General features: G+C 70.5%; 15 protein-coding genes. 10 read left to right on the top strand and 5 right to left on the bottom strand.

Going from position 1 to position 17,859, the window contains the following annotated elements:
- Nucleotides 1-7 precede the first annotated feature (7 nt).
- Genes AABN02_RS05620 through AABN02_RS05595 form a run of 6 tightly spaced genes read left to right on the top strand, consistent with a single transcriptional unit; the run spans nt 8 to nt 7,624 of the window.
- Complete coding sequence (locus tag AABN02_RS05620; protein ID WP_338413935.1) at nt 8-1,048, top strand: substrate-binding domain-containing protein; 1,041 nt, start codon at nt 8-10, stop codon at nt 1,046-1,048.
- Nucleotides 1,045-2,124, top strand: a complete 1,080-nt coding sequence (locus AABN02_RS05615; protein ID WP_338413934.1) for a Gfo/Idh/MocA family oxidoreductase — start codon at nt 1,045-1,047, stop codon at nt 2,122-2,124. Before AABN02_RS05620 ends, AABN02_RS05615 begins: the two co-directional genes overlap by 4 nt.
- A 9-nt stretch (nt 2,125-2,133) precedes the next feature.
- Nucleotides 2,134-2,895, top strand: coding sequence for a sugar phosphate isomerase/epimerase (locus AABN02_RS05610; RefSeq protein WP_338413933.1), 762 nt, complete (start codon nt 2,134-2,136; stop codon nt 2,893-2,895).
- 13 nt (nt 2,896-2,908) lie between these two features.
- Nucleotides 2,909-3,985 (top strand): sugar phosphate isomerase/epimerase, encoded by a 1,077-nt coding sequence (locus tag AABN02_RS05605; protein WP_338413932.1) that lies wholly within the window; start codon nt 2,909-2,911, stop codon nt 3,983-3,985.
- Nucleotides 3,982-5,151 carry a Gfo/Idh/MocA family oxidoreductase gene (locus AABN02_RS05600; protein WP_338413931.1) on the top strand — a complete coding sequence of 390 codons (1,170 nt, stop codon included), beginning with the start codon at nt 3,982-3,984 and terminating at the stop codon, nt 5,149-5,151. Before AABN02_RS05605 ends, AABN02_RS05600 begins: the two co-directional genes overlap by 4 nt.
- 16 nt (nt 5,152-5,167) lie before the next feature.
- The gene (locus AABN02_RS05595) at nt 5,168-7,624 is read left to right on the top strand and encodes a glycoside hydrolase family 3 C-terminal domain-containing protein (protein ID WP_338413930.1); all 2,457 of its coding nucleotides are present in this window, start codon (nt 5,168-5,170) and stop codon (nt 7,622-7,624) included.
- Between the two features lie 23 nt (nt 7,625-7,647).
- Here the strand turns inward: AABN02_RS05595 and AABN02_RS05590 are convergent, their stop codons facing one another.
- Both AABN02_RS05590 and AABN02_RS05585 read right to left on the bottom strand, forming a co-directional pair.
- Entirely contained in the window at nt 7,648-8,277 is a 630-nt protein-coding gene (locus tag AABN02_RS05590; RefSeq protein ID WP_338413929.1) for an RES family NAD+ phosphorylase, read from the bottom strand.
- On the bottom strand, nt 8,274-8,837 hold the full coding sequence (locus AABN02_RS05585; RefSeq protein ID WP_338413928.1) for a hypothetical protein: 564 nt from the start codon (nt 8,835-8,837) through the stop codon (nt 8,274-8,276). The genes AABN02_RS05590 and AABN02_RS05585 overlap by 4 nt, the downstream gene beginning before the upstream one ends.
- Nucleotides 8,838-9,060: 223 nt before the next feature.
- Between AABN02_RS05585 and AABN02_RS05580 the strand changes: the two genes are divergently transcribed.
- Entirely contained in the window at nt 9,061-10,104 is a 1,044-nt protein-coding gene (locus tag AABN02_RS05580) for a pirin family protein (protein WP_338413927.1), read from the top strand.
- 25 nt (nt 10,105-10,129) lie between these two features.
- On the opposite strand, the gene AABN02_RS05575 is transcribed toward AABN02_RS05580, so the two are convergent.
- Nucleotides 10,130-10,423 (bottom strand): antibiotic biosynthesis monooxygenase, encoded by a 294-nt coding sequence (locus AABN02_RS05575; RefSeq protein WP_338413926.1) that lies wholly within the window; start codon nt 10,421-10,423, stop codon nt 10,130-10,132.
- A gap of 60 nt (nt 10,424-10,483) precedes the next feature.
- Nucleotides 10,484-11,140: a nucleotidyltransferase family protein gene (locus tag AABN02_RS05570; protein ID WP_338413925.1), complete on the bottom strand. Its 657-nt coding sequence runs from the start codon at nt 11,138-11,140 to the stop codon at nt 10,484-10,486.
- Between the two features lie 137 nt (nt 11,141-11,277).
- Between AABN02_RS05570 and AABN02_RS05565 the strand changes: the two genes are divergently transcribed.
- Complete coding sequence (locus tag AABN02_RS05565) at nt 11,278-11,745, top strand: (2Fe-2S)-binding protein (RefSeq protein WP_338413924.1); 468 nt, start codon at nt 11,278-11,280, stop codon at nt 11,743-11,745.
- Nucleotide 11,746: 1 nt separating this feature from the next.
- The gene (locus tag AABN02_RS05560) at nt 11,747-13,870 is read left to right on the top strand and encodes a xanthine dehydrogenase family protein molybdopterin-binding subunit (protein ID WP_338413923.1); all 2,124 of its coding nucleotides are present in this window, start codon (nt 11,747-11,749) and stop codon (nt 13,868-13,870) included.
- A 3-nt stretch (nt 13,871-13,873) separates the two neighbouring features.
- Here the strand turns inward: AABN02_RS05560 and AABN02_RS05555 are convergent, their stop codons facing one another.
- Nucleotides 13,874-14,881 carry an XdhC family protein gene (locus AABN02_RS05555; protein WP_338413922.1) on the bottom strand — a complete coding sequence of 336 codons (1,008 nt, stop codon included), beginning with the start codon at nt 14,879-14,881 and terminating at the stop codon, nt 13,874-13,876.
- 239 nt (nt 14,882-15,120) lie between these two features.
- Between AABN02_RS05555 and AABN02_RS05550 the strand changes: the two genes are divergently transcribed.
- Nucleotides 15,121-17,778, top strand: coding sequence for an FG-GAP-like repeat-containing protein (locus AABN02_RS05550; RefSeq protein WP_338413921.1), 2,658 nt, complete (start codon nt 15,121-15,123; stop codon nt 17,776-17,778).
- The last annotated feature ends 81 nt before the right edge of the window (nt 17,779-17,859 follow it).

Genomic DNA, 17,859 nt, shown 5'->3' with positions numbered 1-17,859 from the left:
CACCGCGATGAGCACCATCAAGGATGTCGCCCGGCTGGCTGGCGTGGGCGTGGCGACGGCTTCGCGCGCCCTGTCCGGCAACGGCTCGGTCTCCGAGGACACCGCCCGGCGCGTGCGCGACGCGGCCGCGGCGCTCGACTACCGGCCCTCCAGCACGGCGCGCGCGCTGTCGCTGCAGCAATCCAACGCCATCGGCGTCTACGTGCCCGGCTTCGACGGCCATTTCTATTCCAGCATCGTCTCCACCATCGACGGCGTGCTGCGCTCGGTCGGGCGCCACATGATCGCCGCCAACGGCTGCGGCACTGGCTCGTCCCGCCAGCTGGATCTCGACGGCATCGACTTCCTGATCGGCCGCGACTGCGACGGTCTGATCGTCGCCTCCAACAGCCTGGACGATGACGACCTGGAGCGGCTGATGGACCGCGTGCCCACCCTGGTGGCGGTGAACCGCAGGCTGACCGTGCACCACGACAACGCCTTCTGCGCCGACCACCGCGCCGGCGGCCAGCTGGCCGCACGCACCCTGCTGGCCCGGGGCCACCGCGCCATCGCCACCGTGCGCGGCCCGCGCGACACCCCCGACAACGAGGCCCGGCTGAACGGCTTCAACGACGAGCTGGCGCGCCACGGCATCCGCATCCACCCCGAGCACAGCGCCGAAGGCGCCTTCGACCTGCCCAGCGGCGACGCGGCCGCGCGGCAGTTGCTGGCCGCCGCACCCGGCGGGCGGCCGTCCTTCACCGCCGTGTTCGTGGCCAATGACGTGATGGCGCTGGCCTGCATCAGCCGGCTGGTGCAGGCAGGGCTGCGCGTGCCCGAAGACATCTCCGTGCTCGGCTACGACGACGACGACTTCGCCCCCTACGCCTCGCCGCCGCTGACCACGATCCGCATCCCCACGGCCAGCGTCGCCACCAGCGCCTGCCGGCATGTCCTCAACCTCTGCTACGGACTGGACCTGCCCGTCACGCGCGACTTCCCGCCCGAAGTCGTCTGGCGCGCCTCGGTCGGCCCCGGTCCGCACGCTCCGCTGGAACTCCCATGACCCCTGCACTGCCCATCGGCATCATCGGCTGCGGCAACATCTTTCCCGCCTACCTGAAGACGCTGCAGCGCTGCCGCCGCGTGCGCATCGTCGCCATCGCGGACGCCAATGCGGCACTCGCCGCCAGCCGCGCCGCCGAACACGGCCTCACCGCGCTGTCCATCGACGCCCTGCTCGCCAGCGAGGCGCAGATCATCATGAATCTCACGCCGCCGCAGGCCCACCACGCGGTCGGCCTGCGCGTGCTGAACGCCGGCAAGCACTTCTTCACCGAGAAGCCGCTGGCCGCCAGCTTCGAGCAGGGGCTGGAGCTGGTCACGCTGGCACGCGCCAAGGGCCTGCGGGTCGGCTGCGCGCCGGACACCTTCCTCGGCGCGGCCGGGCAGGCGCTGCGGGCGCTGGTGGACGCCGGCACGGTCGGCGCCATCCGCCACGGCACCGCGCAGTTCATGAACCACGGCCCCGACCACTGGCACCCCAACCCGGCCTTCTTCTACCAGCCGGGCGGCGGGCCGCTGCACGACGTCGGCGTCTACTACCTGACGCATCTGGTGAACCACCTCGGCCCGGTCGCCAGCCTGACCTCGACCAGCCACACCACGCACAACCCGCGCACCGTCCCGCTCGGCCCGCGCGCCGGTGAGCAATTGCCGGTCGTGGTGCCGACGCATGTGGTCACGCCGCTCAGCTTCGCCAGCGGCGCGCACATCGTGCTGACCTCCAGCTTCGACGTCTGGCGCCACACGCACACGCCGATGGAGCTGTATGGCGACGACGGCACCCTGCTCGGCGCCGACCCGAACCAGTTCGGCGGCACCGTGCGCCACAACCGCCAGACCGGCGAGTTCCAGCGTGCGCCCGGCGGCCGGCCCTACACCACCAACAGCCGCGGCATCGGCCTGATCGACATGGCGCTGGCCCTGCAGGAAGACCGCCCGCACCGCTGCAGCGCCGAGATGGCCCTCCACGTGCTGGAGGTGATGGACCGCGCGCTCGACGCCGGCCGCACCGGCCAGCACATTCCTCTCACCACCCGCTGCGAGCGCCCGGCGCCGCTCGCGGGCAAGTTGTTCTAGGAGCCCCCCATGAAACTCTCCGTCCAGCTCTATTCCCTGCGTGACGCGGGCGACCTCGACACCCAGCTCGCGATGGCGCGCGCCGCCGGCTTCAAGTGGGTCGAATCGGTGGCCAGCCACGGCCTGCCGCCCGAGGAGTTCGCCGACAAGGTGGCCGCGCACGGCCTGCGGGTGTCCTCGATGCACGTCAGCATGGCGATGGCCGAACACGATCTTCAGGGCGTGATCGACACCTGCCACGCCACCGACTGCCGTCTGGCCATCGTGCCCTGGCTGCCGATGGGCGAGCGCCCGTCCACCGCGATCGGCTGGCAGGCCATCGGCGCGCGGCTGGCCACCATCGGCAACCAGCTGAACAACGAAGGCCTGCGGCTGGCGTACCACAACCACGACTTCGAGTTCCACCTCTACAGCGGCCGCACCGCGCTGGACTGGATCTTCAGCACCGCCCGGCCGCAGCAGCTGGGCTGGGAGGCCGACCTCGGCTGGGTCGCCCGCGCCGGGCTCGACCCGATGGCCACCATCGCCGGGCATGAAGGCCGCCTCGTCTCGGTGCACGTCAAGGACGTCGCGCCCCCGGGAACCGCCATCGAGGAGGACGGCTGGTGTGCGCTGGGCCAGGGCATCGTGCCGTGGGAGGCGCTGCTGGCGCAACTGCCGGCGCATGTCAGCCTGTTCGTGCTGGAGCACGACCGGCCGGTCGACCACGCCACGATGCTGAAGACCAGCTACGACTTCCTGTACCAGCAGCTCATCATCAACGGCCACTGAAGCGGAGCAAGCGATGCGCAGCCCCCTCTCCCCGATCCGCGGCCCCGGCATCTTCCTGGCGCAATTCGCCGGAGACGCTGCGCCCTTCAACTCGCTCGACGGCCTGGCCGGCTGGGCGGCGTCGCTTGGCTATGCGGGTGTACAGATCCCGACCTGGGACGCCCGCCTGATCGACCTCGCACTGGCTGCCAAGAGCGACACCTACTGCGACGAGTTGCGCGGCCGCCTCGCCGCGCACGGCCTGCAGATCACCGAGCTGTCCACGCACCTGCAGGGCCAGCTCGTCGCGGTGCACCCGGCCTACGACGCGCCGATGGACGCCTTCGCACCGGAGGCCGTGCGCGGCAAGTACGCCGAGCGCACCGAGTGGGCCAAGCGCCAGTTGCACCTCGCCGCCAAAGCCTCGCAGCGCCTCGGCCTGACGGCACACGCGACCTTCAGCGGCGCGCTCGCGTGGCCTTATCTGTACCCGTGGCCGCAGCGGCCGGCCGGCCTGATCGAAGCCGCCTTCGACGAACTCGCGGCGCGCTGGCGACCGATCCTCGATGCCTTCGACGACGCCGGTGTCGACGTCTGCTACGAGGTGCATCCCGGCGAAGACCTCTGCGACGGGGCGAGCTACGAGATGTTCCTGGAGCGTGTCGGCAACCACCCGCGCGCCAACCTGCTGTACGACCCGAGCCACTTCGTGCTGCAGCAGCTCGACTACCTCGCCTACATCGACTGCTACCACGCGCGCATCAAGGCCTTCCACGTCAAGGACGCCGAGTTCCGCCCGACCGGCAAACAGGGCGTGTACGGCGGCTTCCAGTCGTGGAAGGACCGCGCCGGGCGCTTCCGCTCGCTCGGTGACGGGCAGGTGGATTTCCGCGCCATCTTCAGCAAGCTGACGCAGTACGGCTACACCGGCTGGGCGGTGCTGGAGTGGGAGTGCTGCATCAAGCACCCGGAGCAAGGTGCGGCGGAAGGTGCGCCCTTCATCCGCGAACACCTGATCCGCGTGGCCGACAAGGCCTTCGACGACTTCGCCGCCAGCGGCACCGACGACGCGACCAACCGCCGGATGCTCGGGCTGGAGCCACGCGCATGAACGCACCGATCACCGCGCCGCGCCGTCTGCGGCTGGGCATGGTCGGCGGCGGGCAAGGCGCGTTCATCGGCGCCGTGCACCGCATCGCCGCACGGCTGGATGACGACTGGGAGCTGGTGGCCGGCGCGCTGTCGTCCGATCCGGAGCGCGCGCGCGCCAGTGGTGCCGAGCTGCGCATCGACCCGGCGCGCTGCTACAGCGACTTCCGCGAGATGGCCCGCGCCGAGGCGGAACGCACTCGCCACGGCGGCGACGGCATCGACGCGGTGGCGATCGTCACGCCGAACCACCTGCACTTCCCGGTCGCCTGCGCCTTCATCGAGGCCGGCATCCACGTCGTCTGCGACAAGCCGCTGACCACGAACCTCGCCGACGCGCTGCACCTGCAGGCGCTCGTCCGCCAGCACGGCGTGCGGCTGTGCCTGACGCACAACTACAGCGGCTATCCGCTGGTCCGCGCCGCACGGGCGCTGGTCGAGGCCGGCGAGTTGGGCGACGTGCGCATCGTGCAGGTCGAATATGCGCAGGACTGGCTCGCCCAGCCGCTCGAAGCCACCGGCCAGAAGCAAGCCGCGTGGCGCACCGACCCCGCGCTGGCGGGGCCCGCCGGTTGCCTCGGCGACATCGGCACGCACGCGGCGCAGCTCGCCGAGTTCGTCACCGGTCTGGCACCGCAGCGGATCAGCGCGGAGCTGACCACCTTCGTGCCCGGCCGGCGGGTCGATGACCATGTGCAGGTGCAACTGCGCTATGCGAACGGCGCGCGCGGCCTGCTCTGGGCCAGCCAGATCGCGACGGGCGAGGAAAACCACCTGCGCCTGCGCGTCTACGGCACCAAGGCCGCGCTGCACTGGGACCAGGAAACGCCCAACGCGCTGACTTGGCACCCGGCCGGCCAACCGGCACAGCGGCTGACCCGCGGCATGGCGTCGCTGCCCGCCGTCGCCGCTGCCGCCACCCGCACCCCTGGCGGCCATCCCGAGGGCTACCTCGAAGCCTTCGCCCAGCTCTACCGCGACTTCGCCAGCGACCTGCGCCACCTCGACCAGCCGGCCCGCGTGCCCGGCGTGGACGACGGGGTGCGCAGCCTCGCCTTCGTCGAAACGGTCATCGCCAGCGCAGCCCATGACGGCGCGTGGACCGACCTGCCTTCCGACCTGTCCTGATCCGGAACTCCATTCCATGACGACCCCCAACATCCCCGCCCTGCTCGACGCCCTGACGCTGGAGGAACAGGTCAGCCTGCTCACCGGCGCCGACTTCTGGTGCACCGTCGCCATTCCCCGGCTGGGCATCCCCGCCATCAAGGTCACCGACGGCCCGAACGGCGCCCGCGGCGGCATCTTCAACGGCGGTCCGCAGACTGCGTGTTTCCCCGTCGCCATCGCGCTCGGCTCCACCTGGGACCCCGCGCTGATCGCCGAAGCCGGCCACGCGCTGGCGGACGAAGCCAGGCTCAAGGGCGCCACCGTGCTGCTCGCGCCCACCGTCAACCTGCACCGCTCGACGCTCAACGGCCGCAACTTCGAGTGCTACTCGGAAGACCCGTTCCTCACCGGCGAGATCGCCTGCGGCTACATCCGCGGGCTGCAGGACAACGGCGTGGCCGCCACCATCAAGCACTTCGTCTGCAACGACAGCGAGGTGGAGCGCATGTCGATCGATTCGATCGTCGACGAGCGCACGATGCGCGAGCTGTACCTCCTGCCCTTCGAGAAGGCGGTCAAGGAAGCCGGCGTGCTGGCGGTGATGACCTCCTACAACCGCATCAACGGCGACTTCGCGGGCGACAACACGCCGCTGGTGCGCGACCTCCTGCGTGGGCAGTGGGGCTTCGACGGGCTGGTGATGTCGGACTGGTTCGCCGAGCACGACACGCACAAGTCGGCCACCGCCGGCATGGACCTGGAAATGCCCGGCACGACCCGCCACCGCGGCGAGGCGCTGGTGCAAGCGGTGCGCGAGGGCCGTGTGTCGGCCGACGACGTGCGCGCCTGCGCGGGGCGGGTGCTGCAACTGGTCGAGCGGGTCGGCGGCTTCGCGTCGCCGGGCATTCCGGACGAGCGCTCGGAGGACGTGCCCGAGCGCCGCGCCCTGATCCGCCGCCTCGGCGCAGAAGGCACGGTGCTGCTGAAGAACGACAGCGGGCTGCTGCCGCTGGCGGGCACGGCGCGCACCATCGCGCTGATCGGCCCGAACGTCGACACGGCGCAGATCATGGGTGGCGGCAGCGCCAACGTGAACGCCTTCCACCGCATCACGCCGCACGAAGGACTGGCGGCACAGACCGACGCGACGCTGGTGTGCGTGCCAGGCGCCGACAACTACCGCTGGGTGCCGGCGCTGCAGCAGCCGATGGCGGTCGATTTCTACACCTCGACCGACCTGAGCGGCGAGCCCCTGCTGCGGGCGGTTTATCCGAGCAGCGAGAAGCTCTGGGCCGGTGCGGTCGAGGACGGCATCGACCCGTTGCACTTCTCGGCCCGCGCAACAGTCGACTTCGTGCCCCCGGCCGATGGCGACTACCAGATCTCGGTCACCAGCGCGGGGCTGTCGCGGGTGCGGGTCGATGGCGTGCAGGTGGTCGAAGCCTGGGAAAGCTGGGCCCAGGGCGACACCTACTTCACCTTCGGCTGCACGGAGCGTGTCGTGCGCCACCCGCTGCGTGCGGGCGTGCCGGTGAAGATCACGGTCGACTATTCGTCACCGACGAACGTGCCAGTGTCGTTCAAGGCGCTGCGGCTGGGCGTGCACCTGCCGCGGGGCGAGGCCGATCTGGCGGCGGCCGAAGCGGCGGCGCGTCAAGCCGACGTGGCGATCGTCTTCATCGGCCTGAACGCCGAGTGGGACTGCGAGGGCCTGGACCGCCCCGACATGGCGCTGCCGCACCATCAGAACGCGCTGGTCGAGCGGGTGGTCGCCGCGAACCCGAACACCATCGTCGTGCTGCAGACCGGCGCGCCGGTCGAGCTGCCGTGGCTGGACCAGGTGCCGGCCGTGCTGCAGGCGTGGTACCCCGGCCAGGAATGCGGCCACGCGATCGCCGATGTGCTGACGGGCCGCGCCGCGCCGGGCGGGCGGCTGCCGCAGACGTGGCCGAAGCGGCTGGCGGATGTCGTCACCTCGAACGGCGACCCGCTGCGCTACCCCGGCCAGGGCGGGCGCGTGGTCTATGACGAGGGCGTGTTCATCGGCTACCGGCACCACGACACGCACGCGGTCGAGCCGATGTTCCCGTTCGGGCATGGCTTGTCCTACACCTCGTTTGCCTGGGGTGCGGTGCGGGTGGACCGCAGCGAGATCGACGCGGGCGGCAGCGTCACCGTGTCGGTGGACGTGACCAACACGGGCCCGCAGGCGGGCAGCGAGGTGGTGCAGCTCTACGTCAGCGATCCGGTCAGCAGCGTGGCCCGGCCGGCGCAGGAACTCAAGGGCTTTGCCAAGCTCGCGCTGCAGCCGGGCGAGACCGGCACGGCGACCATCACGCTCGGGATGCGGGCGTTCGCGTGGTTCGACACGGCGCGGGGCGGCTGGGTGGCCGGGGCGGGGGCGTTCGGGCTGCGGGTCGGGGCGTCGTCGCGGGACATCCGGGGCGCGGCCGCAGTGACGCTGGCGGGCGAATGGTTCGCGAAGGCGTGACAGTGGAGTGACGGGCGCGGGCCTCAGGTCGGCACCACGTTGTAGCGGCGCAGGACGGCCTGGGCCTCCGCCGAGGTCGCTGGATGGAGGCTGCGCAGGTGATGCACGCGCAGCCCACGCGCCCCGATCGCTCGGTCGAACAGTGCGATGCAAAAACGATCCGACATGAAACGAGATCGGTAGAGAAGCCCATCCACCTGTGGAAGCGCATGGGCATGCAGCAAGCGCGCCCATGCCTGTGTCCGCAGGTAGCTGTCCGCCATGATGTTGGATGCGCACTCGCCCAGATGGACGAGTGCCGTGTCCGCGAAGCGGGCCAGCACCAGAGGCTCGGACGCCGTGACCTCGCAGGCCCAGCGATCGGCCATCTTCGCCATCGGAATCGCGATGTCAGTTCCCGCCGGTCGGACGACGTTGGCGCGGACCACGGTTTCCATCCAGCAAGTGTCAAGATCGAAGCCCAGGTACAGCACCCCGAATGCCTCGTCCACCTTGGCAGAGGCGCCGGGGCAGTCATAGCGGTTGGAGCCAGCGACGCTGGGGCGAAGCGGATCCTGCCCGCGCCAGAAGACCCGGTGCAGCACCGCTCGGGTGACGATCTCGATGTCGAGGCGAAAACCCGCGTCGAGCGCGGGCACCAAGGTCGAACTCATGCAGTGGCGGCCGCGTCGCCCAGCTCTGCTTGCACCGCCCGTCCGACCACCTCCAGCAAAGCATCCTTGGCAGAGAGCTGCAGGTGCACGGCCAGTTCCTCACGCGCCGCACGCTGGCTGGGCGGCAGGTTCTGCCGGGACAGCAGGCACTCGAAAGGCCGCAGCCCATGCAGATGGCCGTTGGGGGTGGTCAGCGCGTGGTAGAGCAGCCAGGCATCGCCCCCTCCAGCCAAGGACAGCAAGGTCAGCGTCACCGACCCGGCAATGGCGGGATCCAGCGCCCACGCCGGGATGCGATGCGACCCGTCGCCCGGAGTCTGCAGCGCAAAGAGCTTGCCTTCGCGGATGCGCTTGCGCACAGCAGGCTCTCCGATCCCGAGCAGTTCGCTGGCCTGTGCCGTCGTCTTGAATTCCGGTGACTGCAGCAGCGCCGTCTTGTGCCGCAGCCCGCGCTCCAGCAAGTCCTGCCAGCCTTGCGCGACCGGCAGCTCGTCGGCACCGGGCGTGGCCTTGGCTTTGACATTGGCCTTGACCGGAGCAGGCGTCTTGCGTGCCGACACCCTGGAAGATTTCCCCACCTGGGGCATCGTGGCAGAAACAGTGGCTGCGGCAGTCATCGACAGTACCCCTCGAAGAATCGGAGCAGGAAAGTCACTCCAGATACGTCAGTATCGGCAGTTACTCCAGTTGCGTCAAACGCCGGACATCCCGCCGGATCGAGCACAGACCCGCACGGCGACGTACAGTGAGCCCCACCGCCGACGCCCTCACCCGGATTGCGCCATGTCTACCGCTCCTGCCGACACCCCGCTGAACGTCCTACCCCTCGGCTTCCCCTGGCCGACCCAGGACCCCTTCCTCTTCTGCGTCCACCACGACGACCGCTACCCGAAAGGCAACGGCCAGTACGGCCCCGCCGCGTCGCTCGCCGGCCGCCAGATCGGCAGCGACTTCTCCTACCGCGACGGCTGGAGCATGTACCACGGCCAGCAGGTGCCCGGCTTCCCCGCCCACCCGCACCGCGGCTTCGAGACCGTCACGCTGGTGCGCACCGGCCGCATCGACCACGCCGACTCGATGGGCGCGGCCGCCCGCTACGGCGACGGCGACGTGCAATGGCTGACGGCGGGCCGCGGCATCCAGCACAGCGAGATGTTCCCGCTGCTGTCCACCAGCGCGCCGAACCCGCTCGACCTGTTCCAGATCTGGCTGAACCTGCCGGCGCGCAGCAAGTTCGCCACGCCGCACTTCACGATGCTCTGGGCCGACGCCATCCCGCGCCGCGTCGAGACGGACGGCGCCGGCCGGTGCAGCGAGCTGCTGTGCGTGGCCGGCGCCCCGGCCGACATGGCCGCGCCACCCAGCCCGCCGCCCGATTCGTGGGCCAGCGTGGCCGACGCCGACGTGGCGATCTGGACGCTCAAGCTCGACGCGGGCGCCCGCCTCACGCTGCCCGCCGCGCTGGGCGGCGCGGCGACGAAGCGGCGGCTCTACTACTTCCTCGGCAACGGCCTGCGCATCGCCGACCAGCCGGTGCCGGGCCACGCCGCCATCGACGTGGCCGCGGACCGGCCGGTCGAGATCGTCAACAGCGGCAGCGAACCAGCCGAGCTGCTGATGCTGCAAGGCCGCCCGATCGGCGAACCGGTGGCGCAGTACGGTCCGTTCGTGATGAACACCGAGGCCGAAATCCGGCAGGCGTTCGCGGACTACCAGCGCACGCAGTTCGGCGGCTGGCAGTGGCCGGATGCGGCGCCGGTGCATGGCGCGGATCCGGCGCGCTTCGCGCAGCACGCGGGCGGACGCAAGGAGCAGCCGGGCGACTGACTTCGCGGCCTGCCGGCGGGCACGCTCAGGAGTGCGCCGCCACGTCCAGCAGTTCGCGCGTGGGCGCTGCCAGGAACATCGGCGCGAGCTTGCCGATCTGTTCGCGCAGGAAGCCGCTGGCATCGGCTGCGGCGCGCGAGGCCTCGTCCTTCCAGATGGTCACCGAGGTGGCGCGGCCCAGCGACCGGTCGGTGAGCAGCATGGCCGAGACGAAACCGGGCTGCTGGCGTGCCGCGGGGATGATCGAGTCCTGGTAGATCGCGATGGCCGCCTCCACCTGATCGGGGCGGACACTGGCGGTGATGAATCGGGCGTACATGGTGGGAACCTCCGGTGGTGGGATGCAGCGGACAAGCGGATTCAGCGTGCGCCCGCCGCGTTAACGCAGCGCAAGTGGGGCGTTCCGTGCGAGGTCGGCCGGTGTGTCTACGTCCAGCAGGCAACCCGGATCGTCCGGCACTTCCAGCCACTGCACGCGGTCCCGGTGGTGCTGCACCACGGCGCGCGCCCCTTCATCCCCCTCCAGCGCACGCAGCGCCGGCAGCCACTCCGGCCCGAAACCGACCGGATGCCCGCCCTGCCCCCGGTGCCGCGGCCGCACGATCGACGCCCCGCCACGCAGCGCCTCGGCCACCGCCGCCAGCGTCGTCGGCGCAATGGCGGGCATGTCGCCGAGCGCGACCAGCACAGCCCGCCCGTCCGGCCAGCCCGCCACGCCGTCCGCCAGACTCGCGCCCATCCCTTGCGCCGCCCGCGCGCTGACCACCACCGCAGCCCCGTGCGCGCGCAGCAGGTCGGCCAGATCCTCCCGCCCAGCGCGCACCACCGCGACCACCGACCCCACACCGCACGGCGACAACGCCGCCTGCAGCCGCCGCAGTGCTTCGAGCACGACGATCCGCCCGTCCGGCAGCCGCGCCGTCAGCTTGTCCTCGCCGCCCGCGGCGTGGAAACGCTCGCCGCGGCCCGCCGCCAGCAGCAGCCCGGCCACGGGCTGCGGGGTGGAAGTCGAACGTGGTGTCGTGTGTTCATCCATGGACAGAGCATGACGGAACCACGGGTTTTCCGGGATCGAGAAGGACACCTGCGCGACCACCAGGGCCACCGTTGCCGGACTACGATCGGCGCTCGCCGGACACCGTCGCCCGGCAGCACCACCAGGAGACAGTGGTCATGGTCCAGTTGAACGTCAATTCCAAAGCGGTGTCGATCGATGCCGATCCCGAGATGCCGCTGCTGTGGGCGCTGCGCGAGGAGCTGCAGCTCACCGGAACCAAGTTCGGCTGCGGCATGGCGCTGTGCGGCGCCTGCACGGTCCACCTCGACGGGCAGGCGGTGCGCGCCTGCCAGACCCCGCTGTCAGCCGCTGCCGGCAAGCGCGTGACCACGATCGAGGGCATCGGCGCGAGCCCGGTGGGCCAGGCGGTGCAGGCCGCGTGGAACGCGGGCGATGTGCCGCAGTGCGGCTACTGCCAGTCCGGCCAGGTGATGAGCGCCTGCGCGCTGCTGGCGCAGAACAAGAAGCCGAGCGACGCCGACATCGACGGCGCGATGAGCGGCAACCTCTGCCGCTGCGGCACCTACCACCAGATCCGCGCCGCCATCCAGGTCGCCGCGGTCACGCTGCAGCGGGGAGCCTGAGATGGACACCACCCGCCGCACCTTCCTCGCCGGCACCGGCTCCGCGCTGGTCCTCGGCTTCACGCTGCCCGTGCTCTCGCAGCGCGCGGTGGCGCAGGGCAACACGCCGTTCGCGCCCAGCGCCTGGCTGCGCCTGACCCCCGACCACCGCATCACCATCGTCTGCGGCTCGGCCGAGATGGGCCAGGGCGTGCTCACCGCCATCCCGATGATGGTGGCCGAAGAACTGGACGCCGACTGGCGCACCGTGCAGGTCGAGCAGGCCCCCGTCGACAAGGCCTACGCCAACCCGGCCTTCGGGATGCAGGCGACCGGCGGCTCGACCACCGTGCGCGGCCACTGGCAGGTGGTGCGCGAAGCGGGCGCGGCAGCGCGCGCGATGCTCGTCGCTGCGGCGGCCGAGACCTGGAAGACCACCGCCGACCAGTGCCGCACCGAGAACAGCGAGGTCATCCACGCCGATGGCCGGCGCCTGCGCTACGGCGATCTGATCGAGGCCGCGCGCCGCCAGACCCCGCCCGAGAAACCCGCGCTGAAGAACCCGAAGGACTTCCGCCTGCTCGGCCAGCCGCTCAAGCGGCTTGACACGCCGGGCAAGGTCAACGGCTCGGCGCGTTACGGCATCGACGTGCAGGTGCCGGGGATGCTGGTGGCCGTGATGGCGCGGGCGCCGCTGCCGGGTGTCAAGATCGCCAAGTTCGACGACAGCGCGGCGCGGGCGGTCAAGGGCGTGCAGAAGGTGATCGCGATCCCGTCCGGCGTGGCTGTGCTCGCCAGCGGCTACTGGGCGGCGAAGAAGGGCCGCGATGCGCTGCAGATCGACTGGGACTTCGGCGACAAGGCGGGCCTGTCGTCCGCGAAGATCAGCGCGATGCTGGCCGAAGGCGCCAGCACACCCGGTGCGGTCGCCAAGACAGCGGGCACCCCGGACACGGCAACACCTGCGCGCACGGTCGACGCCACCTACGAGGCGCCGTATCTCGCGCACGCCTGCATGGAGCCGATGAACTGCACCGCCTCGGTCACCGCGGACGCGGTCGAGATCTGGGCCGGCACGCAGAGCCAGGGGCCGCTGCAGGGCATCCTCGGCCAGATCGCGTCGGTCCAGCCGGGCCAGGTCAAGGTGAACACCATGCTGCTCGGCGGCGGTTTCGGCCGCCGCTTTGCCCCGGACTTCGTGATCGACGCGACGCTGCTGTCGAAGCTCGCCGGTGCGCCGGTCAAGCTGATCTACAGCCGCGAGGACGACATGGCCGCGGGCTTCTACCGTCCGGCCTCGGTGACCACCTTCCGCGGCGGGCTGGACGCGCAGGGCAAGGCGGTGCTGCTGCGCGGCAGCGTGGCCTCGCCGTCGATCATGGCCGCATCGGGTTTCATGAAGATCCCCGACAACGGCGTGGACCACTTCGCCGTCGAAGGCATCGCCGACCACCCCTACGACTTCGCGCACGAGCGGATCGGCTATGCGCGCCGCGAGCCGGGGCCGCAGGTCTGGTTCTGGCGCTCGGTCGGGCACTCGCAGAACAGCTTCTTCATGGAGAGCTTCATCGACGAGATGGCCCACGCGGCGGGCAAGGACCCGTTCGAGTTCCGGCGCGGCCTGCTCGGCAAGTCGCCGCGGCATCTGAAGGTGCTGGAGGTCGCGGCGCAGAAGGCGGGCTGGGGCAGCGCGCTGCCGAAGGGGGTGCACCGGGGCATCGCGGTGGTGTCGAGCTTCGGCACCTATGTCGCCGAGGTGGCTGAAGTCTCGGTCGCCGCGGACGGCACGCCCAAGGTCCACCGCGTCGTCGCGGCGGTCGATTGCGGCATGACGGTCAACCCGGCGATCATCCGCCGCCAGATCGAAGGCTCGATCGCCTTCGGGCTGTCGGCCGCGCTGTATGGCCGCATCAGCTACGCCGACGGGCGTGTCGAGCAAGGCAACTTCCACAACTACCCGGTGCTGCGCATGACCGAGATGCCGGCGGTGGAGGTGCACCTCGTCGAGAGCAGCGAAGGCCCCGGCGGCATCGGAGAACCGGGCACGCCGCCGATCGCGCCCGCGGTGGCGAATGCGATCTTCGCGGCGACGGGGAAGCGGCTGCGGTCGTTGCCTTTCGACACCGCGGCGTTGAAGCGGGCCTGAGCTTCAGCGGGCCGGCACTGCACACCCCGCACCGGGTGGCGGTGCCGCCGATCCGACCTTCTTCTGCTGCAGCGTCACCCCATTGCGCACGGCCACCACCTCCGCCACGATCGACACCGCGATCTCCGCCGGCGTGCGGCTGCCGAGGTCCAGCCCGACCGGCCCGTGCAGCCGGTCGATCTCGGCCGCGGACAGGTCGAACAGCGCCAGCCGCTCCTTGCGCCGGGCGGTGTTGAGCCGCGAGCCGAGCGCGCCGACGTAGAAGGCCGGCGACTTCAGCGCCTCCAGCAGCGCCAGGTCGTCGAGCTTGGGGTCGTGCGTGACGGCGATCACCGCGCTGTGCGGGTCGAGCTGCAGCTCGGTCACGAGGTCGTCGGGCATGGCGGTGCTGAAGGTCGTGCCGGCGACGTCCCAGCTCTGGTGGTACTCCTCGCGCGGGTCGCAGACGATCACCTCGAATTCGAGCATCAGCGCCATCTGCGCCACCGCGCGCGACAACTGCCCCGCGCCGATGACCAGCATCCGCCAGCGCGGCCCGAACAGCGCCCGCAGCCGCCGCCCGTCGAAGGTGAAGGCCTCGCCACGCGCGGCCGGCTCGATCGTCACCGCGGCGGTGTCGAGGTCGAGCACCCGCGCGACCAGCTCGTGCCGCGCCGTGCGGTCCAGCACTTCATCGATCCAGCCGGTGTCGCCCAGCGGCTCCTGCACCAGCCTCAGCGTGCCGCCACACGGCAGGCCGAAGCGGGCCGCCTCCTCCTTCGTCACGCCGTAGGTCATCAGCGCCGGCCGCACGACCCGCTCCTGGCGGCGCACACGGTCGATCAGGTCGTCCTCGACGCAGCCGCCGGACACCGAGCCGACCACCTGCGCGTCGTCGCGCACCGCCAGCAGCGCGCCCGGCGGCCGCGGCGCCGAGCCCCAGGTCTCGATCACGGTGACCAGCCAGACGGCGTGGCCGGCGGTGCGCCACTGGCGGGCTTGTTGCAGTACCTGCAGGTCGAGGTTGTCCATCGTGCGGTGTCCTGGTGAATCGCTGGCGTGCGGTAGCGGTGGTGGTGGCAGTGGTCGGGCGTGAACGTAGCAGAGGCGCAGCAAAGTCGCTTGTCGCGAATGCACCAACTCGACGCCACCGACCGAATCAGAAAGAATAAGAAATTCTTCAGAAACCAGACGCCAGACAGCGTCACACGCAGGGAGACCCCATGGGATTCAGACACAGGCACACAGTGGCCCGCATTCGGCGCGTCGCCATGACGGCCACCTGGGCACTGGCCGCGCTGATCGCTGGCTGCGGCGGTGGTGGAGGCGACGGCAGTTCCGCCACCGGGGACACGCCCATCGACACCACAGGCCCCGGCGATGTCGGCAACCATTTCCCGATGGCCGTCGGCGACCGCTGGGTCTACCGCAAGACCAGCAGCGACGGCACCGACGCCCTCAAGGCCGACTTCATCGCCGAGACGCGCACGGTGCAGGGCCTGAGCGCGGCCGTGGGCCGCCGGCAGGACATCGCCACCGGCCAGATCGAGGACGGGGACGAGTACTACGCCAAGACCGGCCGCGGGGTCTATTCGCTGTCGCCGGACACGTCCCCCACTTCGCTGATCTACGGCCTCTCGCGCGTCGAGGTGCTGCGGTTCCCGCTGCAGCCCGGCACGCAGCATGTGTCGGTCGACCAGGTCGATCTCGACTTCGGCGAGGACCTCGACGGCGACGGCCGCAACGAGCGCCTGGGCGTCCGCGCGCAGACCACCGTCGAAGCCACCGAAGCGGTGACGGTGTCGGCCGGCACCTTCCCGAACGCGGCGCGTGTCGTCACCGTGTTGAAGGAGACCGTCACCCTCACGCGCAGCAGCCAGACGCTCACCGGCACCATCACCTTCATCGACTGGTACGCACCGGGCGTCGGCCTGGTCAGGAACCGGCAGGTCAGTGTCTTTCCCAACCAGACGCTCACGGACGAGCTGGAACTGGTCGCTTTCAGCGTCGGTGGTCGCCAGCAGCCCGCCAGCGCACCGGCGGTGACGGGTGTGTCGCCAGTCGATGGCACCACCATCACCAGCAGCGCCTGGAACGGCCCGGTCGTGCTCGACCTGGGTGGCAGCGCGTTGGGCAATGTGGCACGGGACGCCATCACCGTGCGCCATGCCGACGGCACCGCGGTGCCCGGCGAGACTGTCCGCGTGGCCGGCGACCGGCTGGAATTCCGCCCCAGCGGCACACTCCCGCCGGACACCTACTCGGTCACGCTGGGCAGCGGCGTCACCGACGTGCTGGGGCACTCGCTGAAGGCTGGTCCCTCCACGTCTTTCACCCTGGTCGCACCGGACCTGACCGCGCCGTTCATGGCCAACTTCACTGCGGCGTTCGGCGGCACCGCCGGCATGCCGGACGCCACCCTCACCCTGGACTTCAGTGAGCCGCTGGCGCCCGACAGCGTCACGCCGGGCGCCTTCGTTCTGCGCAGCAACAACCTCGTGTACGCCGTGCAGTCGGCCACCCGGACGACGGCCCATCAGGTCACCTTGCGTGCGCAGATCGACCCCGGGCAGATCTACAGCGTGTCCACCAGTGCGCCACTGTCCGACCGCGCCGGCAACGTCGCCAGCGTCACCGGCCCGAACTTCACCACGACCGGGGGCTTCGGCAGCTTCTACCCGGCCCGCAACTACAGCCCTGGCGGTTTCCCGTATTCCGCACAGGCCGGTGATGTCGACGGGGATGGCCGAACTGACCTCGTGGTGGCAGTCGGGCCGTCGATGTTCGATGGCTCGACCACTTCCGCCCTGCACATCTACCCGCACCAGTCCAGCTCGCCGCTAGATCCGCACGTCACGCTACCACTCACACTGGCACCCTCCTGTCTGCCAAAAGCGCTGATCCTGGCGGATGTCACCAGCGACGGTCGCACGGACATCGTTCTGGGTTCAGTGGACTGCGGCGTACTGATTGCCGAACGCTCGGCCAGCGGAACATGGTCCGTCACCGCCACTGTGGCCATGCCGTCCTTCAGTCAACTCCTTGTGGCCGACGTGAATGGTGATGGCCGATCCGATCTGGTTGGGGCGGCGAATGGCGAGTACGCGCTGCACATCGCCTACGGCAAGGCGTCGGGCGGCTTCGGTCCGATCATCCGGACAGCGCTGCCGACGCCAACGGACTATCCCAGTCCGGCCTACTTCACTGGTCTGGCCGCAGGTGATCTGGATGGCGATGGCCGCACCGATCTGGTCGCGCTGCCCTACACGACCGAGAACGCCCAGGCCATCATGCTGATCAAGCAGCGCAGCGACGGCACGCTCGCCCCGGCATCCTTTCTGCCGATGCCAGCCCGCACTACGCTGGCGAGCCCAGCCGCCGTGCTGGTGGGCGATCTCAACAGCGACGGCCGCGCCGATGTCATCGTCAGTGGCGATGCCAACGGCGCGGCGCCCTACTTGCTGCTGTACCTGCAAGGCGCAGACGGCACGCTGGCATCGCCGGTGAAACTCGACACTGGCCTTGCCCCGATCGGGCTTGCACTCGCTGACATGGACGGCAATGGGCGACCAGACCTTGTGGTGCAACATCTGGGAGCGTATGCGCGTCTGGGCCTGTACCTGCAGACCAGACAGGGACTGCTGCGCAGCGAGCAACTGGTCGAGAGTACGCCGCACTGGAACACCTGGCGTGGCGCCCCTGTCCTGGGAGATTTCAATGGAGATGGACTGCTGGACTTCATGTCACTGGACTACGGTTGGTTCCGCTTGCAGTACCAGCGTCCCGCCGACAGCCCCACGGCCGCTGCATTCAGCGCAGCGCCTGCAACCCGGGCCGCAGCCCTGCCGCAGGTAGCCACGCCGCTGGCCGGCCCGCGCACCCGCTTCGGCCTGCGCCGCACGCCGGTGAACGGCGGGAGCATCCACTGAACCTGGACACGGCCAGACCCCTGCGCCTGCTCGCCACGCTGCTCATCGCGTGGCTGGCGGCCCAGGCCTGCGTCCACCTGA

Source organism: uncultured Sphaerotilus sp., from assembly GCF_963924895.1.
GTDB lineage: Bacteria > Pseudomonadota > Gammaproteobacteria > Burkholderiales > Burkholderiaceae_C > Sphaerotilus.
Note: the sequence above shows the minus strand (reverse complement) of the source record. Positions and strands in the feature narration are given on the sequence as shown.

What these genes read in the sequence shown, in the direction of transcription:
- AABN02_RS05620 (WP_338413935.1), top strand. Translation starts at nt 8, where the DNA reads ATGAGCACCATCAAGGATGTCGCCCGGCTGGCTGGCGTGGGCGTGGCG.
- AABN02_RS05615 (WP_338413934.1), top strand. Translation starts at nt 1,045, where the DNA reads ATGACCCCTGCACTGCCCATCGGCATCATCGGCTGCGGCAACATCTTT.
- AABN02_RS05610 (WP_338413933.1), top strand. Translation starts at nt 2,134, where the DNA reads ATGAAACTCTCCGTCCAGCTCTATTCCCTGCGTGACGCGGGCGACCTC.
- AABN02_RS05605 (WP_338413932.1), top strand. Translation starts at nt 2,909, where the DNA reads ATGCGCAGCCCCCTCTCCCCGATCCGCGGCCCCGGCATCTTCCTGGCG.
- AABN02_RS05600 (WP_338413931.1), top strand. Translation starts at nt 3,982, where the DNA reads ATGAACGCACCGATCACCGCGCCGCGCCGTCTGCGGCTGGGCATGGTC.
- AABN02_RS05595 (WP_338413930.1), top strand. Translation starts at nt 5,168, where the DNA reads ATGACGACCCCCAACATCCCCGCCCTGCTCGACGCCCTGACGCTGGAG.
- AABN02_RS05590 (WP_338413929.1), bottom strand. Translation starts at nt 8,277, where the DNA reads ATGAGTTCGACCTTGGTGCCCGCGCTCGACGCGGGTTTTCGCCTCGAC.
- AABN02_RS05580 (WP_338413927.1), top strand. Translation starts at nt 9,061, where the DNA reads ATGTCTACCGCTCCTGCCGACACCCCGCTGAACGTCCTACCCCTCGGC.
- AABN02_RS05575 (WP_338413926.1), bottom strand. Translation starts at nt 10,423, where the DNA reads ATGTACGCCCGATTCATCACCGCCAGTGTCCGCCCCGATCAGGTGGAG.
- AABN02_RS05570 (WP_338413925.1), bottom strand. Translation starts at nt 11,140, where the DNA reads ATGGATGAACACACGACACCACGTTCGACTTCCACCCCGCAGCCCGTG.
- AABN02_RS05565 (WP_338413924.1), top strand. Translation starts at nt 11,278, where the DNA reads ATGGTCCAGTTGAACGTCAATTCCAAAGCGGTGTCGATCGATGCCGAT.
- AABN02_RS05560 (WP_338413923.1), top strand. Translation starts at nt 11,747, where the DNA reads ATGGACACCACCCGCCGCACCTTCCTCGCCGGCACCGGCTCCGCGCTG.
- AABN02_RS05555 (WP_338413922.1), bottom strand. Translation starts at nt 14,881, where the DNA reads ATGGACAACCTCGACCTGCAGGTACTGCAACAAGCCCGCCAGTGGCGC.
- AABN02_RS05550 (WP_338413921.1), top strand. Translation starts at nt 15,121, where the DNA reads ATGACGGCCACCTGGGCACTGGCCGCGCTGATCGCTGGCTGCGGCGGT.